Origin of the sequence: Ruminococcus flavefaciens (genome assembly GCF_900116855.1) — a bacterium.
Taxonomy (GTDB): Bacteria; Bacillota; Clostridia; order Oscillospirales; family Ruminococcaceae; genus Ruminococcus; species Ruminococcus flavefaciens_R.
The window spans coordinates 51,553-72,918 of sequence record NZ_UETD01000003.1 but is presented as its reverse complement, the minus strand read 5'-3'; the positions used below and the strand labels follow the sequence as shown (position 1 = coordinate 72,918).

The 21,366-nt window shown below is 52.0% G+C and carries 21 protein-coding genes; 8 read left to right on the top strand and 13 right to left on the bottom strand.

Annotated features, from left to right (window positions below):
• Window positions 1-2 precede the first annotated feature (2 nt).
• The 3 genes from DSZ37_RS02715 to DSZ37_RS02705 all read left to right on the top strand — a co-directional run bounded on the left by DSZ37_RS02715 (window position 3) and on the right by DSZ37_RS02705 (window position 2,963).
• On the top strand, window positions 3-224 hold the full coding sequence (locus tag DSZ37_RS02715) for a FeoA family protein (RefSeq protein ID WP_028519842.1): 222 nt from the start codon (window positions 3-5) through the stop codon (window positions 222-224).
• Window positions 225-293: 69 nt separating this feature from the next.
• Window positions 294-2,741, top strand: coding sequence for a ferrous iron transporter B (feoB, locus tag DSZ37_RS02710; protein WP_109725435.1), 2,448 nt, complete (start codon window positions 294-296; stop codon window positions 2,739-2,741).
• A gap of 51 nt (window positions 2,742-2,792) precedes the next feature.
• Window positions 2,793-2,963: a FeoB-associated Cys-rich membrane protein gene (locus tag DSZ37_RS02705; protein ID WP_109725434.1), complete on the top strand. Its 171-nt coding sequence runs from the start codon at window positions 2,793-2,795 to the stop codon at window positions 2,961-2,963.
• A gap of 95 nt (window positions 2,964-3,058) precedes the next feature.
• Here the strand turns inward: DSZ37_RS02705 and DSZ37_RS02700 are convergent, their stop codons facing one another.
• The 5 genes from DSZ37_RS02700 to DSZ37_RS02680 all read right to left on the bottom strand — a co-directional run bounded on the left by DSZ37_RS02700 (window position 3,059) and on the right by DSZ37_RS02680 (window position 7,520).
• On the bottom strand, window positions 3,059-4,480 hold the full coding sequence (locus DSZ37_RS02700; RefSeq protein WP_109725433.1) for a ferric reductase-like transmembrane domain-containing protein: 1,422 nt from the start codon (window positions 4,478-4,480) through the stop codon (window positions 3,059-3,061).
• A 123-nt stretch (window positions 4,481-4,603) separates the two neighbouring features.
• Window positions 4,604-6,100 (bottom strand): hemoblobin-interacting domain-containing protein, encoded by a 1,497-nt coding sequence (locus DSZ37_RS02695; protein WP_109725432.1) that lies wholly within the window; start codon window positions 6,098-6,100, stop codon window positions 4,604-4,606.
• A 39-nt stretch (window positions 6,101-6,139) separates the two neighbouring features.
• Window positions 6,140-6,544, bottom strand: a complete 405-nt coding sequence (locus tag DSZ37_RS02690; protein ID WP_173369297.1) for a flavodoxin — start codon at window positions 6,542-6,544, stop codon at window positions 6,140-6,142.
• Complete coding sequence (locus tag DSZ37_RS02685) at window positions 6,541-7,125, bottom strand: DUF3793 family protein (protein WP_109725430.1); 585 nt, start codon at window positions 7,123-7,125, stop codon at window positions 6,541-6,543. Before DSZ37_RS02685 ends, DSZ37_RS02690 begins: the two co-directional genes overlap by 4 nt.
• A 116-nt stretch (window positions 7,126-7,241) precedes the next feature.
• Window positions 7,242-7,520, bottom strand: a complete 279-nt coding sequence (locus DSZ37_RS02680; RefSeq protein WP_028519836.1) for a DUF2325 domain-containing protein — start codon at window positions 7,518-7,520, stop codon at window positions 7,242-7,244.
• 755 nt (window positions 7,521-8,275) lie between these two features.
• On the opposite strand from DSZ37_RS02680, the gene eno reads away from it, so the two are divergent.
• Window positions 8,276-9,577 (top strand): phosphopyruvate hydratase, encoded by a 1,302-nt coding sequence (gene eno, locus DSZ37_RS02675; RefSeq protein WP_109725429.1) that lies wholly within the window; start codon window positions 8,276-8,278, stop codon window positions 9,575-9,577.
• A 77-nt stretch (window positions 9,578-9,654) separates the two neighbouring features.
• Here eno and DSZ37_RS02670 read toward each other — a convergent pair whose 3' ends face one another.
• The 5 genes from DSZ37_RS02670 to DSZ37_RS02650 form a co-directional block, all read right to left on the bottom strand.
• Complete coding sequence (locus DSZ37_RS02670; protein WP_109725428.1) at window positions 9,655-11,739, bottom strand: heavy metal translocating P-type ATPase; 2,085 nt, start codon at window positions 11,737-11,739, stop codon at window positions 9,655-9,657.
• 55 nt (window positions 11,740-11,794) lie between these two features.
• Window positions 11,795-12,100: a DUF6110 family protein gene (locus DSZ37_RS02665; RefSeq protein ID WP_109725427.1), complete on the bottom strand. Its 306-nt coding sequence runs from the start codon at window positions 12,098-12,100 to the stop codon at window positions 11,795-11,797.
• A 136-nt stretch (window positions 12,101-12,236) separates the two neighbouring features.
• Complete coding sequence (locus tag DSZ37_RS02660; protein WP_109725426.1) at window positions 12,237-13,121, bottom strand: helix-turn-helix transcriptional regulator; 885 nt, start codon at window positions 13,119-13,121, stop codon at window positions 12,237-12,239.
• A 37-nt stretch (window positions 13,122-13,158) separates the two neighbouring features.
• Window positions 13,159-13,950 (bottom strand): class I SAM-dependent methyltransferase, encoded by a 792-nt coding sequence (locus DSZ37_RS02655; RefSeq protein ID WP_109725425.1) that lies wholly within the window; start codon window positions 13,948-13,950, stop codon window positions 13,159-13,161.
• A 443-nt stretch (window positions 13,951-14,393) separates the two neighbouring features.
• Window positions 14,394-14,723: a hypothetical protein gene (locus DSZ37_RS02650; protein WP_109725424.1), complete on the bottom strand. Its 330-nt coding sequence runs from the start codon at window positions 14,721-14,723 to the stop codon at window positions 14,394-14,396.
• A 178-nt stretch (window positions 14,724-14,901) separates the two neighbouring features.
• On the opposite strand from DSZ37_RS02650, the gene DSZ37_RS02645 reads away from it, so the two are divergent.
• The 4 genes from DSZ37_RS02645 to bioA are packed head-to-tail and all read left to right on the top strand — an operon-like array spanning window position 14,902 to window position 18,314.
• The gene (locus DSZ37_RS02645) at window positions 14,902-15,453 is read left to right on the top strand and encodes a biotin transporter BioY (RefSeq protein ID WP_109725668.1); all 552 of its coding nucleotides are present in this window, start codon (window positions 14,902-14,904) and stop codon (window positions 15,451-15,453) included.
• Window positions 15,454-15,455: 2 nt separating this feature from the next.
• Window positions 15,456-16,427 carry a biotin synthase BioB gene (gene bioB / locus DSZ37_RS02640; RefSeq protein ID WP_109725423.1) on the top strand — a complete coding sequence of 324 codons (972 nt, stop codon included), beginning with the start codon at window positions 15,456-15,458 and terminating at the stop codon, window positions 16,425-16,427.
• Window positions 16,424-17,110: a dethiobiotin synthase gene (gene bioD / locus DSZ37_RS02635; protein WP_109725422.1), complete on the top strand. Its 687-nt coding sequence runs from the start codon at window positions 16,424-16,426 to the stop codon at window positions 17,108-17,110. The genes bioB and bioD overlap by 4 nt, the downstream gene beginning before the upstream one ends.
• 1 nt (window position 17,111) lies before the next feature.
• The gene (gene bioA, locus DSZ37_RS02630; protein ID WP_109725421.1) at window positions 17,112-18,314 is read left to right on the top strand and encodes an adenosylmethionine--8-amino-7-oxononanoate transaminase; all 1,203 of its coding nucleotides are present in this window, start codon (window positions 17,112-17,114) and stop codon (window positions 18,312-18,314) included.
• Between the two features lie 49 nt (window positions 18,315-18,363).
• On the opposite strand, the gene DSZ37_RS02625 is transcribed toward bioA, so the two are convergent.
• Genes DSZ37_RS02625 through DSZ37_RS02615 form a run of 3 tightly spaced genes read right to left on the bottom strand, consistent with a single transcriptional unit; the run spans window position 18,364 to window position 21,333 of the window.
• Entirely contained in the window at window positions 18,364-19,008 is a 645-nt protein-coding gene (locus tag DSZ37_RS02625) for a D-sedoheptulose-7-phosphate isomerase (protein WP_109725420.1), read from the bottom strand.
• On the bottom strand, window positions 19,008-20,324 hold the full coding sequence (locus tag DSZ37_RS02620; protein ID WP_109725419.1) for an HAD-IIIA family hydrolase: 1,317 nt from the start codon (window positions 20,322-20,324) through the stop codon (window positions 19,008-19,010). Before DSZ37_RS02620 ends, DSZ37_RS02625 begins: the two co-directional genes overlap by 1 nt.
• A gap of 1 nt (window position 20,325) precedes the next feature.
• Window positions 20,326-21,333, bottom strand: a complete 1,008-nt coding sequence (locus DSZ37_RS02615; protein ID WP_109725418.1) for a kinase — start codon at window positions 21,331-21,333, stop codon at window positions 20,326-20,328.
• Window positions 21,334-21,366: the final 33 nt, after the last annotated feature.

The following is a 21,366-nucleotide window of genomic DNA, read 5'->3' as shown; positions in this document are numbered from 1 at the left end:
AGATGAAGACACTCAGAGATGTATCGATCGGAGAGACCGCAAAAGTCGTAAAGCTTCACGGTGAGGGCGCTGTAAAGCGCAGGATCATGGATATGGGCATTACAAAGGGCGTTGAGGTCTTTGTGAGAAAAGTCGCACCCCTCGGCGATCCCGTCGAGATCAAGGTCCGCGGCTATGAGCTTTCGATCCGTAAGGCTGATGCCGAACTCATCGAGGTAAAGTAAAGGGACAGTAAGTTCCTTTGATTTTTTAATATTGGTTAGAAAAATCTAACTTATGAAAGGAAGTTTTTTATGGCACTGCGAATAGCTCTTGCAGGCAACCCAAACTGTGGTAAGACCACCCTGTTCAACGCGCTGACAGGTTCAAATCAGTTCGTTGGTAACTGGCCGGGTGTTACCGTTGAAAAGAAGGAAGGAAAGCTGAAAAAGCATGATGACGTCATCATCACCGACCTTCCCGGTATATACTCATTATCACCATACACTCTCGAAGAAGTCGTTGCAAGAAATTACCTTATCGGCGAACGTCCCGATGCTATACTCAATATAATTGACGGTACAAACCTTGAAAGAAACCTCTATCTTACAACTCAGCTCACAGAGCTGGGAATCCCCGTTGTCATCGCCATCAACATGATGGACGTTGTAAAGAAGAACGGCGACAAGATCAACATCAGCGAGCTCTCCAAGAAGCTGGGCTGCAAGATCGTTGAGATATCCGCTCTCAAGGGCACAGGCATTACAGAGGCTGCTGAGGCAGCTATCGACGCCGCAAAGAATGTAAAGACCATTCCTCAGCACACATTCTCTGGCCCCGTTGAACACGCCCTCGCTCACATCGAGGAAGCTGTGGTACACGATATGCCCGAGGAGCAGCAGCGCTGGTACGCAATAAAGGTTTTCGAGCGTGACGACAAGGTACTGGAGTCCCTCGGACTCTCGGAGGATAAGTTCAAGCACATCGAGCAGGATATAGCTGCTGCGGAGAAGGAGCTTGATGACGATGCCGAGAGCATCATCACAAACGAGCGCTATGAGTACATAGCTTCCATAATCAAGTCAAGCTACAAGAAGAAGGACGCTAAGGCACTGTCCGTTTCGGACAAGATCGACAAGGTGGTAACAAACCGCTGGCTGGGACTTCCTATCTTCGCTATCATCATGATCATCGTTTACTACGTTTCCGTTACCACAGTAGGTACATGGGTAACAGACTGGACCAATGACGGACTCTTCGGAGACGGCTTCCACCTGTTCGGCATGAGCGGTGATTACGACGATGAAACAGACAAATGGGCAAACGAATTCGTATTCACAGACGGCGTAAAGGCTGTTGTTGACGAAGCTGCTGCCGACTCCGACATAAAGGGCGCAGACGAGCTTCAGGGCGCTATCGAGGACGGTGACTTTGGCGCTTTCGAGGAGGCTTACGGAAGCTACGTTGACGAGTTCTACAAGAACGAGGAGACAGGCGGCAAGGTCTACGATATCGACGCTGCTCTGGGCGAGGCTCTCGACGAGGAGGGCGAGTTCACAGCTCCCGATCCTGCCGACTACGGCACATGGGTACCCGGTGTTCCCGTGCTTGTTGAAAAGGGTCTGGACGCTATCCACTGCGGCGACTGGCTCAAGAGCCTTATCCTTGACGGTATCGTAGCAGGTGTGGGCGCAGTTCTCGGATTTGTTCCCCAGATGCTGGTACTCTTCATCTTCCTTGCTATCCTTGAATCCTGCGGATACATGGCAAGAGTTGCATTCATCATGGACAAGATCTTCCGCCGCTTCGGTCTTTCGGGCAAGTCCTTTATCCCGATCCTCATCGGTACAGGCTGCGGCGTTCCCGGTATCATGGCATCGCGTACCATCGAAAACGAGCGCGACCGCCGTATGACCATCATGACTACCACATTCATCCCCTGCGGAGCAAAGCTCCCCATCATCTCCATGATCGCAGTTGCACTGTTCGGCGGTGCATGGTGGGTAGGCCCCAGCGCTTACTTCCTCGGTATGGCTGCTATCATCATCTCGGGTATCATGCTCAAGAAGACAAAGATGTTCGCAGGCGATCCCGCTCCCTTCGTTATGGAGCTTCCTGCATACCACGTTCCTACCGTAAGCAACGTTCTCCGCTCAATGTGGGAGCGCGGCTGGTCCTTCATCAAGAAGGCAGGAACCATAATCCTTCTTTCATCCATCGTTATCTGGGCAGGTTCCGTACACGGCTGGCCCGAGGGCGGTGCATTCGCATTCGATCCCGATATGGAGCTTGCTGATTCTATCCTCGGTCACATCGGTGACGCTGTCAAGTGGATATTCGCACCTCTGGGCTTTGACGACGCAGCTGCAACAGTTGCTACCGTTATGGGTCTCGTTGCAAAGGAAGAGGTTGTCGGAGTATTCGGCGTTCTCGACTTCGAGGGACTTTCAAAGCTGGCAGGCTACTCATTCCTCGCATTCAACCTCCTCTGTGCACCTTGCTTCGCAGCTATCGGTGCTATGAAGAGAGAGATGAACAGCCCCAAGTGGACACTGTTCGCAGTTGGTTATCAGTGCGTATTTGCTTATGCAGTATCGCTCATCATCTATCAGCTGGGCTGCCTGTTCACAGGAAATGTTCACGTTATCGGACTCATCTTTGCAATAGCTCTTATCGCATTCATGATCTATATGCTGGTTCGTCCTTATAAGGAAGCAACAAAGCTTGAGAAGAAAGTAAGAGTCTCCAAGAGCAAGGCATAATAAAACCAATCCCCCGTCCTCTGACGGGGGAAACTTACAGGAGGGATCAATATGATCGGATGGCTTTCGGCAAACCTCGGAACTATAATAGTTTCAGTCATACTCATTGCTGTTGTGGGTCTTATCATTTATAAAATGATAAAGGATAAGAAAGAGGGCAGGTCATCCTGCAGCCACGGCTGCCAGAACTGTGCCATGAAAGGCACCTGCCACAGGAAGTGACACACAGCTCCCTTCCATAAATACAGACATCTTCACAAAATGCCTTAATATGAAAAGCCCATGTCTTGATGACATGGGCTTTTTGCTGTATCGTCTTATTTTCTTGCCTGTGAAAGTGCATCCTTTACTGCGGCGATAGCGCCCTCAGCGCTTCGTGTAGCTCCGCAGCTTGCATCAACATCGGCGCTCTGTGCCGACATTATCCTTCCGGGGATAGCCTTTTCAGCCATTACGCACCAGTCAGCGTCATCGTCGGGGAAGCTGAGACTGATGGCGGTTATAACGTCATTCTCGATGGTAACATCAGCGTAAACTGTTCCCTCATAGTCCTTGCCCTCATCGGCAGGAGAGGTTCCCGTTCCTGTGAAGGTACCGTTGTTGTAGATATACTGCACCTCGGGCTCGGCAGCAGCCTGCTGCTGTTCCTCCTGAGGAGCCTCCTCTTCCTGCGAGCTGTTTCCGCTGTCCTCCACAGACTCATTCTCGCTTTCCTTATCCTTGTCTTTATCCTTGTCTTTGTCCTTATCCTTATCATCGGACTTCTTGTCCGCTGTGGTAGTCTCGGTCGTGTTCTTGCCGTCCTTAGCCTTGGTAGTCTTTGCAGCGGTCGTGCCGCCCTTTTCCTCATCCTCAGCCGCAGCTGTTGTGGTCTCGGCTGAATCATCACTTTCAGCCTTTGTAGCCTCCTCAGTGAGGACTGCCTTCTTGCTGCTGTTGCCTGTGCGCTTGGGAGCTGCATCCTTGCCGGGCTGCATGAACATCACAGCGCCTCCCGTAAGAAGTACCACTGCCGCTGTACATACGGCATTGAGAGCTCCGCTCTTTGCAGGCTTTTTGGACTTCACATACCACTTTCTGATACGGAACACCGCATACCCGAAGAAAACTGCCGAATAGAGAAGAATGCTCAGTATCACATCTGCTCCGCCGCGCTTTACCTTGGGGAGATATATCACCATGATGTGTACATAGATAAGTACATAGAAAACATATGCCGCACGCTGGATATTCTTCCATGTCTTTGGCTTTATCTTCTTTCTGATGGTCTTGAACGAGATCACCGTGAGGGGGATCATGATGAGCATGAGCACAAGACATACTACACAGGTGGTGATGAACTCCGTGCTGGGAGAGATATTGTACTTGCTGAATGTGGATATCCTGTCAAGGTACGACAGTGTGTATGTAACTGCATGGGAAAGGGTTATAAGAGCCGCAAAAATGGAAAGCTCGCCGCGTATAGGCATTATCTTCTTTATGGCGGCTGAGCCGTTGGGAAGTGCGGCTGCCCATGCTACTGCGCACCACAGCGCACAGGCAAGGGCTCCCTTGTTGAATATTCCCAGAACGTAGGTGCTGAACCACTCGGGGAGCTTTATCTCGGACTGTCCCGCAGCAAATGCAGCAGCACTGAGTACAGCGGCTGCGATATAACATACAGTGGGCTTCTTTTTCAGTAAGTCTGCGCCGAACCATACGAACGCCGCAGTCAGAATAAGGGATATAAGAAATATCATATTTGCTCCTGTCCGAAGGCTATTGCCTTCTACATAAAATTATCCCTGCAATATACTCCCCCGCGTCTTTGCGGGAGAGTATTTCAGGGAATGTGAAAGGAATGGAGAGTTATTCTGTTGTCATTACTTTCTGCGCTTGCTGAATGCTATTGCGCAAACTCCTGCAGCTGCAAGTGCAGCGATAGGCATTGCTGCTGAGGTATCTCCTGTCTTAGGGCTGTCTGATTTGCTTGTCGTCTTTGATGCTGACTTTGATCCCGACTTAGAAGCTGTTGTGGTTGTAACAGCTGACTTGTTTGTTGTAGATGTTGTGGAAGTAGTCACGGGATTTGTGTCGATCTCAAAGTTATAGGGCTCGCTGTAGCCTGTTGCTGTGACTGAGATGCTGTACTTGCCGGCTCCTGCGAATACGTTTGTGTCGCCCGACTTAGCGTCCATCTTGATCTCGCCTGTCTCAGCATCGATGATGGTAACTCCGCGGCGTCCTGTTCTGTAAGTATTCTCACCGACATTTACAGATGTGATGTTCTTCAGGAAGTTTGCTGCATCATCAGCTGTGAAGCCGTCTGCTGCCACAAGCTTGCCGTCTGCATACTTAACGGGGATATCGCTTGTTGTGAGCTGGAAGCTGCCGCTGACGTCGGAATACTTGCCGTTTGAATCAGAAACTGTCAGTGTATAGCTGCCGGGCTTGGCATTTGTATAGCTGATAGTGTTGCCCGAAACTGTAAAGCCCTCTGCAACTGAAGCTGTCTGAGCATAGTCAGAAGGGAATACTGAATTATCGAATGTAGTTGAACCGCTGCCTGCCTTGCCGTTCTCAACGGAAACAGAGTCTGCGACCTTTACGGGGAGATATACGTTCTGACCCGAAACAGTGCTGTAACCGCCCAGAGTGATGAATGTTACCTCTGTGATAGTCTGACCCTGTGAGCTCTTGTAGTGCTCAGAGGAAAGAACGTTGCCGTGGCTCTCCTTCTCCTTTACGCCTGCACCCCATGAGATAGCGCCGTTGCGCCAGATGTTCTCAAGAGCACGCATACCGTAGGAAGTGCCCTCAGATGTCTTTACGATAACGCCGTAGATATCAGCATTCTGAGGTATCTCGCTTACACTGATCTGATAGTCGCCGTAGTTTGATCTTGTGGAGACCTTCACCTCGCCGCCGAGAGTCTCCTCACCGTCACTGTCCACCAGCTTGCCGAATGAAGCCTTGCCGCCTTCAACTGTAACGGGCTTGTATGCTGCGGGCTTTGTGTCGAGAGCTGTGAAGTTGTACTTATCTGTCAATGAATCAAGGTCAGCCTGTGAGATGCATACGGGATAAACAACGCCGAGTATCTTTCCAGCGCCGTCATTGTATGTACCTGCACAGAGTCCGCCGTTCTTCCATGAGCCGTCTTCCTGTACGGAACCTGTGTCTGTCATGTTCCACTTGTTTGCTGTTGCTGAAGAAACTGCGTCTACTGCTACGCTGTTGTTGAGCTCTGCTGCATAAAAATCAGCATAGGGGATCTGCATTGTGCCGTAAACTTCATCGTCAGCTGCGCTTACTGCGCTCGGGATAACGGAAGCAGCTGCCAGAAGAGCTGCACTGAGAATCGATAATGATTTCTTCATTGTTCTAATTCAACCTCTTTACAATTATTTATATTTTTCTTATGCTAACTTAGCTGCGATCTCTTTGATCTTAGCGAGATCGTCATCTGAGGGAGCCTCGTTGACAATGATGCCCTCGCCGTTTACCAGCTCAGCACCTGCTGCCTTTACTCTCTCCTCCCAGTTACGCATCCATTCGCCGTCGCCCCAGCCGTAGGAACCGAAAAGAAGTACCTTCTTGCCGCTGAGTGAACCTTCTGCTGCTGTGAAGAAGGGCTCGAACTCGTCCTCCTCAAGTACCTCTGCGCCCATAGCGGGACAGCCGAAAGCGATAGCGTCATAGTCTGCAACATTGCCGCTGAACTCGGAAACGCTGAAGAGCTCTGCATTAGCGCCTTCTGCTGCTGCCTTAGCCATAGCCTCTGTGTTGCCTGTGCCGCTCCAATAGATAACTGCTGTTTTCATGATAATTCCTCCTTGGATATTTTAAGAGCCTGAAACATATCAAGTCCCTTGTTTAATCTATCGCACAGAATATCTCTGCATCGACCGTAAATATTGAATGTACGCCGTGCCGCCTCCACGTTGCCGTAGACCTTCCAGCACCCGCACAGCAGGCAGTTCCTGCCCTGATTTTCTATAAATCCCCTGATATCCTCTATGGGATAGCCGAGAAATGCGCCTATCTCATGAGGAAAGCTGCCGCAGCTCATACGGGCTGTCAGCAGTGAGAGCTTCTCCTCGAAGCTCATATCCGCAGTATAGCCGTGATCTGAAAGGAAATTTCCAACATCTGCCCTGCTCAGCCATGCGCTCAGCAGCTTTTCATGATAGACATATACCAGTGTGCGCTCCCTGCATCTGCACAGTATCTTCATCCTGACACCGTGTGCCGCAGCGCTTTCCGCGCAGGACTCCACATAGCTCCTCACAGTCCTCTCGGACTGACTCACGGAAACAAGATTTGCACACTTCACGCCGAGAAGCGTCGGCGCTGTATGTAAAGCGAGAGTATTCTCGAATTCATGCTTTTCACATTCGGACATAGCTTCCTCCCCATATATGCTATCCCTGTCCCGGACTGCCCTGAGGCAGCTCGGAACGCCGCTTGTGCGGCAGGATAGTCAGTAGTCTTTTTCTGCCTTCTGCACCGGCAGAATGACTACGCGTAATTGGTAAGCAGCTGTTTCAGCGCGCTCACACTGGAACTGTGAATGTGCTCCACAGGGATCCCGTGCTTTTCCGAGCGCTTTTTAACGCCGCTGAGCATTTTGTGAGAACAGGTACCTGTGAACACTACCATCAGATCGGGAAAGCCGATCTTGTTCTCAAAATCCGCAGGCATCTGAGTGAAAACCTTGGATTTAATGTGGAACGATTTGCAGATATCCTGATACCTTGTCGCCATACGGTCATTGCCGCCTACGATCACAATACTCATGGGTCCCTCCTTGTCATGGAATGTGTTATATAAATCTAACAGTACTTGATAAAATATACGGAGCAGAACTCCGCATAGCTTTATATAATAGGTTAGGGGTTTCTAACCGTATTGAATTATATCATTGACTTTAACATTTGTCAAGGAACATTATGCTCCAATCTGTTAGTTTTGTAAAACATACTTATAGCACCCGTTGACAGCCCATTGAAACTGTATCTTTTGCACAGTTTTTTACTGCCCCTTTTGTACATCGGTTGCCCCTGTGCAATGCTAAAAATACGGTATAAGTATTATTTATATGCCGATATATCGTAAAACAATAGCCTATGTGCGAAATAAGTTCAGTCATCTTGCACCATAAAAAAGCAGTCCCCTGTGTCATGTTGTATTATGTCCCCGTAGTCATATGATAATACACAGCAGCCCCAATTTGTTAGTTTTGGTTAACACTGTTTCAAGCACTTGCAGGTGCGGCTTTGTCATTTGTTTCTACAATTTTATTGCTGCTGACAGAAAGAGATGTGATTATTCACAAAAATCCCGAAAGCAGGGTTACTTCATTGACAAATGCACAAAATAATGGTAAGATTAAATCGTTAGCAGCCGCTAACGCGAATAAATCATTGCAGGCTCCTTTCGTTCTGTGCTTCCGGATAAAGTGCATATTCAAGAGCCTGCACGGATCACTGCGTGTACTACCACGCTGATAAATAAACGCCGTTTTCTTAATTGCGGCAGATCGGAGAATTATTATGACATATCTTGAAATTGAAAAAGTCATCGGCAGAGAGATCATGGACTCAAGAGGCAATCCCACAGTTGAGGCTGAGGTTTATCTTGTAGACGGTACAGTTGCAAGAGGTACTGCTCCCAGCGGCGCTTCAACAGGTGAATTCGAGGCTCTCGAGCTCCGCGACGGCGACAAGAGCCGCTATCTGGGCAAGGGCGTTCAGAAGGCTGTTGACAATATCAATAATGTTATCAACGATATCCTCGTGGGCATGGACGCTTCCGACATCTACGCCATCGACAAGGCTATGATCGAGGCTGACGGCACCAAGGACAAGTCAAAGCTCGGCGCTAACGCTATTCTGGCAGTTTCCATCGCAACAGCAAGAGCTGCTGCTGAGGCTCTCGGTATCCCGCTGTACAGATTCCTCGGCGGCATTCAGGGCACAAAGCTCCCCGTTCCTATGATGAACATTCTCAACGGCGGTGCTCACGCTGACAGCGCAGTTGATACACAGGAATTCATGATCATGCCTGTAGGCGCTCCCTCATTCAAGGAAGCCCTCAGATGGTGTGCTGAGGTGTTCCACACTCTCAAGAAGCTCATCAAGGACATGGGCGACGTTACAGCCGTAGGTGACGAGGGCGGCTTCGCTCCCAACAAGCTCACCAGCGACGAGGAGGCTATCGAGAAGATACTCGAGGCTATCAAGGCAGCAGGCTTCGAGCCCGGCAAGGACTTCATGATCGCCATGGACGCTGCTTCCTCAGAGTGGAAGAGCGAAAAGGGCAAGGGCTTCTACAAGCAGCCCAAGAGCGGCAAGGAGTTCACATCCGATGAGCTTATCGCTCACTGGGAGTCTCTCGTAGACAAGTACCCCATCATCTCCATCGAGGACGGTCTCGACGAGGAGGACTGGGAAGGCTGGCAGAGAATGACTGCCAAGATCGGCAGCAAGGTACAGCTGGTCGGCGACGATCTCTTTGTTACAAACACAGAGCGTCTCTCAAAGGGTATCTCCCTCGGTGCAGGCAACTCCATCCTCATCAAGCTCAACCAGATCGGTTCTGTTTCCGAGACTCTCGAGGCTATCAAGATGGCTCACAAGGCAGGCTACACAGCTATCTCATCACACAGATCGGGTGAGACAGCAGATACAACTATCGCAGACCTTGCAGTAGCTCTCAATACCTGCCAGATCAAGACAGGCGCTCCCTCAAGATCAGAGCGTGTTGCAAAGTACAATCAGCTTCTCCGCATCGAGGAAGAGCTTGGAGCATCTGCCGTATATCCCGGAATGGCAGCTTTCAACGTAAAAAAGTAAATTCATGATACACCTCCCCTAAAGGAAATGAGCCCGAGGCAGCGCCTAACTGCTTCGGGCTCGTTTTATATGTATGCTTATTTGCTTTCCTCTGTATCAAGGTCGGTCATGCTTTTCAGTCCTATGGCAAGAGTGGAGGCATTGTGCAGCAGGGCAGATACCGCAGGCGGCAGTATGCCCAGCGCTCCCAGAACTATCAGCCCCGCGTTGAAGCTTATTATAGTACGGTAGTTCCAGCCTATGCGCTTCATAAGAGCGTCGCTGAACCGTTTCAGCTCCACAAGGGAGTAAAGGTCCTCTGCGGAAATGGTGATATCCGCTATCTCACGGGCTATGGCAGCTCCCGTGCTTATGGCTATGCCTGCATCGGCTTCGCTGAGTGCAGGTGAATCGTTTACGCCGTCACCAATCATGATGACCTTTCTGCCTGCCTCATGCTCGCTGCGTATGAAGGCTGCCTTGTCCTCGGGAAGCACCTCGGAGTGGTACTCATCCACGCCCACTTTTTCCGCAACAGCCTTGGCGGTGCGCTCGTTGTCGCCCGTCATCATCACTACCCTTGATATGCCTGCTCTGTGAAGCTGCTCCACTACCTCGGAAGCCTCCTCGCGTAGAGGGTCCTCTATGCAGATGACCGCCGCTATCTCCCCTGCTATGGCAAGGTAAAGGTGTGAATACTGCTTGGGCAGGTGCCTGAACACTCTCTCATCGGGGATAAGGCACCTCTCGTCCTCAACTACGAAATGATAGCTGCCGATGAGGACTCTCTCGCCGTCAACAGAACTTGATATGCCGTGCGCCACAACGTATTCCACCTTGGAATGGCGCTCCTCGTGGAGAAGCCCCCGCTTCTCTGCCTCCTCCACTACGGCATTGGCGATGGAGTGCGGATAGTGCTCCTCAAGACAGGCTGCAAGCCTCAGCATCTCAGCCTCATCTCTGCCGCCGAAGGTTATGACCTCAGCCACCCTCGGCGAGGAGTAGGTAAGAGTTCCCGTCTTGTCAAAAACTATGGTATCCGCCTCGGAGACAGCTTCGAGGAAGCGTCCGCCCTTGACGGTAATGCCTGCCCTGCTGCACTCCCTCATGGCGGAGAGTACGGATATGGGCATTGCCAGCTTCAGAGCGCAGGAGAAGTCCACCATGAGTATGGATACCGCCCTTGTGATGTTTCTCGTCAGCAGCCATGTGAGGATAGTTCCTCCAAGGCTCCACGGCACCAGCTTGTCCGCAAGATGGGCAGCCTTGTTCTCTGCCGAGGACTTCAGCTTCTCCGACTCCTCTATCATCTTCACGATACGGTCATAGCGGCCGCCCCCTGCGGTGCTCTCAACACATAGGGTACACTCGCCGTCCTCAACAACTGTTCCCGCATAGACGTATGAGCCCTCGCTCTTGTGGACGGGTACGGACTCGCCGGTCATTGATGACTGGTTCACCATTGCGTCGCCTGCGGTGACCTTTCCGTCAAGGGGTATCATGGAGCCTGTGCGGACTACGACCATATCTCCCCTGCGGACCTCAGACACGGGCACAAGCACCTCCTGTCCCTCTGCGGTCCTGAGCCATACCTGCTCGACTCCCAGCGACATTGTCCGCGCGAGGTCGTCCACGGAGCGCTTATGCGTCCACTCGTCGAGGATATCTCCCACCTTCAGCAGGAACATTACCGAGCCTGCGGTGTTGTAGTCACCTCTCAGCAGTGAAACTCCTATTGCCGTGGCGTCAAGGACAGCCACCTCTATCTTTCCGTGAAGCAGGCATTTTATGCCTCTTGATATGTACTTTACAGCTCTTATGATGGATATTATCCTCCTTATGGGGGCAGGCAGCAGCAGCTTGTGTATGAACCGCCGTGTTACTGCCGAGACAAGCTTCTCCTCATATTCGCGGTTGAGCTCCCTGCCCGTATGCTCGGGGACCATTTCCGCAGCCCTTTCGTCATCAAGAGACAGCTCCGAGAGAGCCTTTACAACAGCTGCTCTTGGGCACTCATAGGATATAATGATATCGCAGGTCCTGTCAAAGACCTTGACGTCCCTTACGCCGCTTACGGCAGCAAGGCTGTATTCAGCGATATCCGCCTGTCTCAGCGTCATTCTCCGCCGACAGATATGCACCCTGATACGTCCCTTTGATTCATGCAGTACAGTGCATTTCATTACTTTTCCTCCCGTCCTTATACAGAAACAGACCGCCTTGGCGGTCTGTCATTCCTTACAGCTCACTTGCTGCGTCCCCGATGTTCTTTTCAGCTTCTTCGCAAGCGTCCTCAATGAGGGCTGCTTCCTCCTCCGCAGCGCGTTTTTCGTTTATTTCCTTTGCGTCTGCAAGGATATCGTCGCAGTTCTCACGGACTGTGGTAACAGTTTCCATTACGCTTTCCTTTGCACGAAGAACAGCCGCAGTTGCGTTGGTGTAGCACTTCTTGGCATCCTTGCTGGATAATATCTTCACACCTGCCGTGCCAAAGAGCACTCCGCCTGCAAACAGACCGAGCTTTGACCATGATATACCTGCCATCAATATCACCTCGAATTATAGTAATCGGCAAGGACTTTTCCGTCCCTCCATGATTTAATTCTACAACATCGGAGGACTGTCTTTCCGCTCCGAACAGTTAAAAAAGTTATACCGCCCTATCCGCGGATATCCCCTGTTATACGGGCTGTTCAGCCTTCCTCACCGCAAAATGCTCCATTCGGACACCCTTGTATTTTCTGTAATCACGGGGACTTCTCCCCATAACGTCACGGAACGCCTTTGCGAACTTGCTGCCGTTGTCGTAGCCGCAGTCCACAGCTATATCAAGTATGTTCCTGTCGGTAGTCCTCAGCAGCTCCGCCGCCGTGTACATCTTCTGCCGCCTCATATAGGCGTACAGCGAGCAGCCGTAGACCATGCGGAAGCAGGACTTCAGCTTGGTCTGTGAGACCCTTGTCATCTTCGCAAGCTGCGCTATGGTGTAGTGCTCGTTCATATTGTCTATGGCAAAGCGGCATACCCTTTCCGCCAGCTCTGCCTGCTCATCGGTGAGCCTGTGCTCCTTTGCCTGAGATGTACCCATATCAAGCTCCCCGAGAGCCATGAGGAGCTCTATGACCTTTATCCGCATAAGCCCTGCGGAAGCCTTTTCGCGGCACTCCCACAGCTCACGGAAGATATGCTCTGCACTGTCACGGAGGGCACTTATATAGAGCTCCTGTCCCAGTCTTTCCGACAGCAGTCTCGGCACCTCCTCGGCACCGTCAAACAGTTCCGAAAAGCCCTCAAACTCTGTGTCCATGTCCACCAGCAGTGTAACTCCGCTGTACTGACCCGTGGGGTAGGCTGCTCCCTCGTCACCTGCACTGCACCTGCGTATGATGTACCCGCCCTCGGCAAGATAATAGCAGTGCCGTGACCTGCGGTATTCGCTCCTGCCGCCGCAGCAGAAGCTGACCTCGAGAACATCACCTGTCACCGCCTGAGAAGCCTCTCCGCCGACAGTGAAAATATCATTATAAATGAGCCTGACTCCCGAAAACAATTTGTAAACGGTCAATGCTTCCACCTCTTGTCTGTGTATCTGAGTCTCATATTCATTTTTTGCCGATGAGGAGCTTTGAGCCGCTGAGTCCGAGAGTTGCCGCTTCAAAGCCTGACATGAATGTGCCGTCGGTGGTGTCTATGAGCTCAACGTACTCATAGCCCTTGCTGCGGAGCTCCTCTGCAAATCCCTCCATATCGCCGTATCTGGACTTTGACATGATATCGTGTATGGCAAAGGTGCCGCCCTTTTTCAGTACACGCAGAGTCTCCCTGAGAAGCTGCTGCTTGTCTGCACCCGTGATGTTGTGGTAGACATAGTTGCTTGTCACCGAGTCGAAGTACTCGTCGGGGAAGTCCAGCGAGGTGGCGTCACCGTTATAGAATTCCGTATTTTTCACGCACTCCGCGTCGGAGTTTTCCTCACAGAGCTGCTTGCTGAATGAAGCATACTCCTTGCCCCAGCGGTCAATGCCTATCATCTTTCCCTGTGGATTTCGCTTGGCGCAGGCAATGGTAAGGGCTCCGCTTCCGCAGCCCACATCAAGTCCCACACCTTCATCGGGCAGGTCTATGTACTTTGCGGTGCCCTCAACTATCTGCTTCGACAGCTTTCTTGTGCCGTTATACGAGAATTTCCCGTGAGCGTAAATGCTCCACGCAGCCATGGCTCCGCATACGGCAGTACCTGCACCCAGAGCTCCCGTCAGTACGGTCTTAGCCGTGGGAGACAGCCTGTCCCCGAAAACAACAGCCGCCGCAGTCCCTGCCGCCAGCACGGCTGTACTCGCAGTAAGAGCGGTAATCATTCCATTGGGCACCCAGTTTTTGTATTCAGCTTCCATCTCTGTTCCTCCGTTTATAGGTTTTGCATAAATTTATGGCAACAAAACATATTTGTATTAGCTAACTTAGTTAGATAAAGCAAACACAATAATATTATATCACGTTATCCCCCACAATTCAAGTAGTAAGCCAAGGAAAACAGCTTTTCCCTCAGTTCCTGCCACGGGCAAGGGATAAACCGTACACATTCACTCTTCCTTCCCTTCACCCTTCGTCTGTCCCTTCGTTCGTTCCTTGTGGTCACACATTAAACTATTAAAGTACATTGCTCCGTATCAAATCAAGAGACGAAGGAAAGAACGGACGGAACATTGATAACAGTATTCCATCTTTCTTTGTTTCTTCCTTATGGTCACACTGTAAACTGCTAAAGTACATTGTGCCCTATCGCACCCAAGGGGCAAGGGAAGGAAGAGAGAAAGAAAGAAAGAAAGAATAACTGTCAGTACATGATGAGCAGGTCTGCAACGTTCCATGTCATGGCGGCAATTAATATGTACAACAGCACCTTTGTGAAAGGCACCTCGCCGCCGCGGAAATACAGCACACCAAAGAGTATGAGCACTCCGAACAGCACCAGTCCCCCCATAGAGCTGAACAGCTTCGCAGCCTTTTTCTGTGCAGGAGTCTGCTCGGGGAGCCTTGACGCCTGCCTGATATCATCGGGGTAGTCGTGGAGCATCTCGTGGGGAAACTTCACCACGATAATGTAAATATATATCATCCAGAGCAGCGACCATACAAGTCCTGCCGCAAGTGCGCCTGCTACCATAAAGACCTCCAATTTGTTATTATGTGCTAACAAAAGTATACCACATATCTTCGGAAATATCAAGAGCTGCGGATAAAAATGCCGCTGCATCTATTGTCAACCGATATTCGCAAAGAGGTTGACAAAGCTGAAAAACAGTGCTATAATAGGCATAACATCAAAGATAAAGAGGTGCATCATGAAAACCAAAGACCTTATACTCATATCCCTGTTCACGGCTCTGACCGCCGTAGGCGCATTCATACGCATACCCGTTCCCGTCTGTCCATTCACATTGCAGCTCCTTTTCACCACCCTTGCAGGAGTGCTCCTCGGCGCGAAAAAGGGGGCTGTGTCCGTGCTCATATACGTTCTTCTCGGACTTGCGGGACTTCCCATATTCACAGGAGGAGGCGGTATCAGCTACGTCCTCCAGCCCACATTCGGCTACCTTATCGGCTTTATTGTTGGAGCCTTCGTCACGGGAGCCGTTGCACACAGCAGCCATCCCTCAATGAAACGCCTGCTGACGGGCTGCTTTCTTGGACTTGCCATAGTCTACGCCCTCGGTATGCTGTACTACTGGCTCATAAGCCGCTTCTGGCTGGGCGACCCCATCGGCATTGCTCCCCTTTTCCTCTACTGCTTCGTACTGGCAGTTCCCGGGGACATCTGCCTTTGCATACTTGCCTCAATACTGGGGAAAAAGCTTCTCCCCGTCATCAATAAACAAAGCGTAAGGAGCGTGTAAACATGGACTTTCTCAGACTTGCAGACGAAATAATCAGCGGCAGACGCCTCGGCAGAGAGGACGATACCGACAGCTTCATCACCGCAGACCTTGATGAGCTTCTCAAGGGTGCAGACCGTATCCGAAAGGCTCTCTGCGGCGACCATATCGACCTTTGCAGCATCATCAACGGCAGGAGCGGCAGATGCTCGGAAAACTGCAAATTCTGCGCCCAGTCCGCCCACAACTGCACGGGCGTTGACGAGTACGGCTTTCTCGATGAGGAGACTATTCTGGACGAGTGCCGCCACAACGCCGAAAAGGGCGTCCACCGCTTCTCCATAGTCACCGCAGGCAGGACTCTCAGCGGAGCGGACTTCGACAGGGCGGTCTCCGCCTACAGCCGCATGAACGAAAGCGTTGACATTGAGCTGTGCGGCTCCCACGGGCTTCTGACAGAGGAGCAGTTCCGCAGACTGAAAGAGGCAGGCGTTAAGCGCTATCACTGCAACATCGAGACATCGCGCCGCAACTTCCCCAACATCTGCACCACCCACAGCTTCGACGAGAAGACAGCCTGCATAAAACGTGCTCAGGCAGCAGGGCTTCAGGTCTGTTCGGGAGGTATAATCGGCATGGGCGAAACATGGGAGGACAGAGTGGATATGGCTCTGACCCTTGCGGAGCTTGGTGTGGACTCGGTGCCCATAAACTCCCTTATCCCCATCAAGGGCACTCCTCTTGAGGAGCTGACACCCATCTCCGAGGAGGATATCCTCAGGACAGTGGCGATATTCAGATACATACTCCCCACAGCTGATATAAGGCTGGCAGCAGGCAGGAACCTCATGGAGGGCTGCGGCAGGAAAGCCTTTCTCTCGGGAGCAAATTCAACTATCACAGGCGATATGCTCACCACCTCGGGCAACGGCATCGCAGACGATACCGCCATGTTCAGGGGCATGGGCTTTGACATCGGAAGGAGACAGAAATGAGCAGAGGAATTTTTGTGACAGGTACGGGTACGGACATCGGAAAGACCTATATTACGGGACTTATATTGAAAAAGCTCCGTGAAGCAGGACTGTCGGCAGCTTACTTCAAGGCGGCTGTCAGCGGAAACGAAAGGAGCGCTGACGGCGCTCTCATTGCAGGAGACCCCCTCCATGTAAAGACAGTTTCGGGCATTGAGCAGCCCTTGGAGGAGATGTGTCCCTACGTCTACGAAAACGCGGTATCACCTCATCTTGCCGCAAGGATAGAGGGCTCCCCCGTGGAGCCTGACGTCATAAAGAGCCGTTTTGCCGACCTTTGCAGCCGATACGACTTCGTCACCATGGAGGGCAGCGGCGGCATTATCTGTCCCATACGCTGGGACGGTCAGAAGATACTCCTTGAGGACATCATCAAGGCTCTGGGACTGGACTGCATTATCGTTGCGGACGCAGGTCTGGGTACCATCAACAGCGTTGTCCTCACCTGCGAATACATGAAAAACCGCGGCATTGCCGTAAAGGGCATCATCTTCAACAACCGGCAGGGCGGTGTCATGGAGGAGGATAACCGCAGTATGTGTCAGGAGCTCACAGGTGTCCCCGTTATAGCCTGTGTGGAGCGAGGCGCCGCCGACCTTGATATAAGCGCCGATGAACTCATAAAGCTTTACGGAGGTGTGTGACATGATATGGTATCCCTACGCTCAGATGAAGACCCTTGACCCGCCAATAAAGCTCTCTCACGCCAAGGGAGTCCACCTCTACACCGAGGACGGTCTTGACCTTATCGACTCCGTTTCCTCGTGGTGGAGCGTTATCCACGGCTATAACCACCCCGAGATGAATGCAGCTATCAGCGGTCAGCTGGAAAAGTTCGCCCATGTCATGCTGGGCGGTATCACTCACGAGCCTGTGCAGCGGCTCTCCGCCAAGCTGGAGGAATGGCTGCCTGCTGACCTTAACTACTGCTTCTTCTCCGACTCGGGAAGCGTGGCGGTGGAGGTGGCTCTGAAAATGGCTCTCCAGTTCAACACCAACCGCGGTTCAAAGCGCGACACAGTCCTCGCCCTTGAACACGCCTATCACGGCGACACATTCAAGGCTATGGAGGTGGGTGACGATGAGGACTATCACTTCGCCTTCGGAAGCTCCAACGAGAAGAAAAAGGGAGTTATCCATATCCCCACGGAGCTGCCCGCTCTGGAAAAGGCTTTCGCGGACTATGGCGAAAGGCTGACCTGCTTCATCGTGGAGCCACTTTTGCAGGGTGCAGGCGGCATGAGGATGTACGATGTGTCATTCCTCAAAAGAGCCCGTCAGCTCTGTGACGAGTACGATGTGCTGCTCATCTTCGACGAGGTGGCAACAGGCTTCGGACGCACCGGCAACCGCTTCGTGGCAGACCTTGTAACTCCCGATATACTGGTGCTGGGAAAGGCACTCACGGGCGGCTATATCGGTCATGCTGTCACTGTTGCCAATACAAGGGTGTGGGAGGGCTTTTACAGTGACGACCCCACTCACGCTCTCATGCACGGTCCCACATTCATGGGAAACGCTCTCGCCTGCTGTGCGGCTCTCAAGTCCATAGAGCTCTTTGAAAAGGGAGACTATATGGCGAAGATACACCGTATCGAGGAGATAACACGCCGCGAGATGGAAGGCTTCTCCGACCCGAGGGTGAAGGAGGTACGCATAATGGGGGGCTGCGTCTGCATTGAGGTGTACAACGGCGCAGATATAGAGGGCTTCCGCAGATTTGCCCGTGAAAGAGGAGTTTTCAGCAGGACCTTCCTGAAATATATGTACGCCATGGTTCCCTACGTCATTGAGGAGTGGGAGCTGGTAAAGATACTCTCCGTCATGAAAGAGTGGTTCGCAAGATAAACGAAAAGACCCGTAAACGGCTGATTACCGCTTACGGGTCATATTATTCTCAACCAAAGAAATGATCCTCCAGCATAAGGCAGAGACAGTGGTAAACAGGGAGATGAAGCTCCTGTATCATGTATGTCTCGGTCTGGGGCACCTTTATGCACACATCGGAAAGCGCCGCCAGACGGCTGTCCTTTGCACCTGTGAGACCTATTACCCTCATGCCCTTTGCCTTGGCAACAGTGGCTGCGTAGAGCACGTTTTTGCTGTTTCCCGAGGTGGATATGCCCAGCAGCACGTCATTCTCGCTGCCGTAGCCGTTTACCTGCTGTGCAAAGCAGAGCAGGGGCTCACAGTCGTTCATGTAGGCAGTGGTCAGTGCAGGATGCCCGTCAAGAGCTATGGCAGGCAGTGCGCCCTGCAAATTCTCAGCCAGTACTGCTCCCAGCTCGGGGTCGGCTGCGGTGAGCTTGTCCGCGAATGCTTTGTCCACCTTTCTCGGCAGCTTGAAGCCCTTCATAAGCTCCCCTGCGATGTGCTCTGCGTCTGCGGCAGAACCGCCGTTTCCGCATATAAGGAGCTTTCCGCCCCTGCTGTAGCTGTCCTCCATAAGGGAGTAAGCCTCTATTATACTGTCCTTTGCGCTTTCAAGGGAGGGATATCTCTCCACAAGAAGCTCTATGTGCTTCATAAGCTTTTCGTCCATTACTTTTCTCCTTCTTCCTCAGCGAACCTCTCCGCAAACGCGAGAAGGCTGTCCACGGTCATATCCTGTCCGAAGTCTCCCTCACCGATGAGAGCTGTGCGGCAGCCTGCCGCCTTGCCTGCGAGGATATCGTTCTCGCCGTCGCCCACCATCCATGAACGGGAAAGGTCTATATTCAGCTCCTCAGCCGCTTTCAGCAGCATACCTGCCTTGGGCTTGCGGCATTCGCAGTCGAATTTCAGCTCTGGTATCTCTCCCTCATAGCCCTTGTGGGGGTGGTGGGGACAGAAGTAAATGCCGTCCAGATAAGCGCCCTCCTGACCGAGGAGAGTCTCCATCTTGTTGTGTATCTCCGACAGTTCCCCGAAGGTCACCTCGCCCCGTGCGATAACAGGCTGATTGGTGGCAACTATTGCAAGGCTTCCCGAACCGTTTATGAGCTTCACAGCCTGTGCAGCCCCCTCCTCCAGCTCGAAGTCGTCTATATCACGGAGAAATCCTACATATTTGTTGATAGTGCCGTCACGGTCGAGGAATACCGCTCTCTGCCTGTGTTTCAGGTTACGGGCAGTCACCCTGCCTGCGGCGAAATCCGCACATACTGCCTCATAGCGGTCGGGAGTCCCCATGTCCTTGACGTACTCGGGACTGTCATAGCAGAACATCTTTCCGCTTCCGCAGAGGGGCTTGAGTATCTGCCTGTCAAGGTCAGCCTTTACGGTCTTGCCGTCCCTTTCGCAGCCAACCTCATCGGCGCTTATGCCGCACATATCCAGCACCTTTGGCGACAGCACATGAAGTCCCGCATTGACTCTGTTCCTGTACCACTGAGGACGGACGTCCTCCTTGGTGAGCCAGCGCTCCACCGCACCGTTATCGTCCGCGATGAGTACGCCGCTGTCATAGGGATGGCTGTTGGGGTGGGTAAAGAGGGTTACAAGTCCGCCCTTTTCCCTGTGGTAAGCCACAAAACGGTTGAAGTCGATATCGAACACCGCGTCAGCATTGAGCAGGAGAAAGTCCTCCGTGAGCTCGCTGCGGAGCTTCAGCAGCGCACCTGCATTGCCAAGGGGCTGCTCCTCGATATAATAGCTTATATTCACGCCGAAGCCGCTTCCGTCACCGAAGTAGTTCATGATGTGCTCGGCAAGATGTGACACCGTAATAATGATGTCGGTGAAGCCCTGCTCCCTGAGGCACTCTATCTCGTGCTCCAGCACGGGCTTGCCCTGAATGCGTATCATGGGCTTTGGTATATCTGAGGCGACTGAGCTTATTCTCGTACCCTTGCCGCCTGCCATAATAACTGTTTTCATATCACTCATCCACCCTCGGCTCATAGGTCTCGGGGGTGTAGTATATCACCTGAGTACCGCTGTTTTCAAACTCAAAGGGAATGTACATCAGGTCCTTCATAGCCTCCCTTACTCTCCTGTGGTCCTCGGGACGCACATAGAATACAAGGAAGCCGCCTCCGCCCGCTCCGAGGAGCTTTCCGCCGAGAGCTCCTGCCGCAGTACCCCTCTCATAGAGGGCGTCGATACTGTCTGTGCTGACTGCAGAGCCTGTCTGGCGCTTCAGCTTCCATGTGTGGTCGAGGAGCCTGCCGAAGTCGTCAAGGTCTGCATTGCGGTCGGTGAGGACCTTCTCTGCATCGTCAACAAGTCGGTACATCTCCATGAGCTGAGCAGTCTTGTCGGCAGCTCCAAGATTGTTTGCCTGCTGGACTGCCGCGGAAAAACGGGTAAATCCCGTGAAGAACATCATGAGGTTGTCGTTGAGCTGCTTCTTCCTCTCGGGACTTATGATAACGGGGAGCACCTCATAGCCGTCGGCGTTGAAGTTTATCCTGTTGAAGCCGCCAAAGGACGCAGCTATCTGGTCCTGCCAGCCCCCTGCCTCGTCACAGAGAACTCTTTCAAGGTGGATAGCCTCGTCAGCAAGCTTTCTCTTGTCGGCATATCTGCCCTTGAGGGCATAGAAAGCGTTGAGCATACCAACTGCGAAAGATGAGCTGGTGCCAAGACCCGACCTTGCAGGAAGGTCAGCCTCATAGGTAAGTCTTATCTCGTGCATATCAAGCATCTTCATGGCATTCCTGATAGCAGGGTGAGCGATGGAATCAACGTCTGTAACACGCTCTGTGGTGGAGTATGAAAGCTCCGTGCTGTAATCGAAAAAGCGAGGGAGATGTCTCACGTTGACATAGCAGTACTTATCGAAAGTTGTGGAAAGAACAGCTCCGCCGTGCTCTCTGAAGAAGCTCTCCATATCTGTTCCGCCGCCGAAAAACGACATACGGAATGGTGTTTTTGTAATGATCAATCCTATTGCCTCCAGTCTGACAGGTGCGGCATG

What these genes read in the sequence shown, in the direction of transcription:
- DSZ37_RS02680 (WP_028519836.1), bottom strand. Translation starts at nt 7,520, where the DNA reads ATGAGTATTGTGATCGTAGGCGGCAATGACCGTATGGCGACAAGGTAT.
- DSZ37_RS02625 (WP_109725420.1), bottom strand. Translation starts at nt 19,008, where the DNA reads ATGGACGAAAAGCTTATGAAGCACATAGAGCTTCTTGTGGAGAGATAT.
- bioA (WP_109725421.1), top strand. Translation starts at nt 17,112, where the DNA reads ATGATATGGTATCCCTACGCTCAGATGAAGACCCTTGACCCGCCAATA.
- DSZ37_RS02655 (WP_109725425.1), bottom strand. Translation starts at nt 13,950, where the DNA reads ATGGAAGCTGAATACAAAAACTGGGTGCCCAATGGAATGATTACCGCT.
- DSZ37_RS02665 (WP_109725427.1), bottom strand. Translation starts at nt 12,100, where the DNA reads ATGGCAGGTATATCATGGTCAAAGCTCGGTCTGTTTGCAGGCGGAGTG.
- eno (WP_109725429.1), top strand. Translation starts at nt 8,276, where the DNA reads ATGACATATCTTGAAATTGAAAAAGTCATCGGCAGAGAGATCATGGAC.
- DSZ37_RS02650 (WP_109725424.1), bottom strand. Translation starts at nt 14,723, where the DNA reads ATGGTAGCAGGCGCACTTGCGGCAGGACTTGTATGGTCGCTGCTCTGG.
- DSZ37_RS02695 (WP_109725432.1), bottom strand. Translation starts at nt 6,100, where the DNA reads ATGAAGAAATCATTATCGATTCTCAGTGCAGCTCTTCTGGCAGCTGCT.
- bioD (WP_109725422.1), top strand. Translation starts at nt 16,424, where the DNA reads ATGAGCAGAGGAATTTTTGTGACAGGTACGGGTACGGACATCGGAAAG.
- bioB (WP_109725423.1), top strand. Translation starts at nt 15,456, where the DNA reads ATGGACTTTCTCAGACTTGCAGACGAAATAATCAGCGGCAGACGCCTC.
- DSZ37_RS02645 (WP_109725668.1), top strand. Translation starts at nt 14,902, where the DNA reads ATGAAAACCAAAGACCTTATACTCATATCCCTGTTCACGGCTCTGACC.
- DSZ37_RS02690 (WP_173369297.1), bottom strand. Translation starts at nt 6,544, where the DNA reads ATGAAAACAGCAGTTATCTATTGGAGCGGCACAGGCAACACAGAGGCT.
- DSZ37_RS02620 (WP_109725419.1), bottom strand. Translation starts at nt 20,324, where the DNA reads ATGAAAACAGTTATTATGGCAGGCGGCAAGGGTACGAGAATAAGCTCA.
- DSZ37_RS02700 (WP_109725433.1), bottom strand. Translation starts at nt 4,480, where the DNA reads ATGATATTTCTTATATCCCTTATTCTGACTGCGGCGTTCGTATGGTTC.
- feoB (WP_109725435.1), top strand. Translation starts at nt 294, where the DNA reads ATGGCACTGCGAATAGCTCTTGCAGGCAACCCAAACTGTGGTAAGACC.
- DSZ37_RS02715 (WP_028519842.1), top strand. Translation starts at nt 3, where the DNA reads ATGAAGACACTCAGAGATGTATCGATCGGAGAGACCGCAAAAGTCGTA.
- DSZ37_RS02685 (WP_109725430.1), bottom strand. Translation starts at nt 7,125, where the DNA reads ATGTCCGAATGTGAAAAGCATGAATTCGAGAATACTCTCGCTTTACAT.
- DSZ37_RS02705 (WP_109725434.1), top strand. Translation starts at nt 2,793, where the DNA reads ATGATCGGATGGCTTTCGGCAAACCTCGGAACTATAATAGTTTCAGTC.
- DSZ37_RS02670 (WP_109725428.1), bottom strand. Translation starts at nt 11,739, where the DNA reads ATGAAATGCACTGTACTGCATGAATCAAAGGGACGTATCAGGGTGCAT.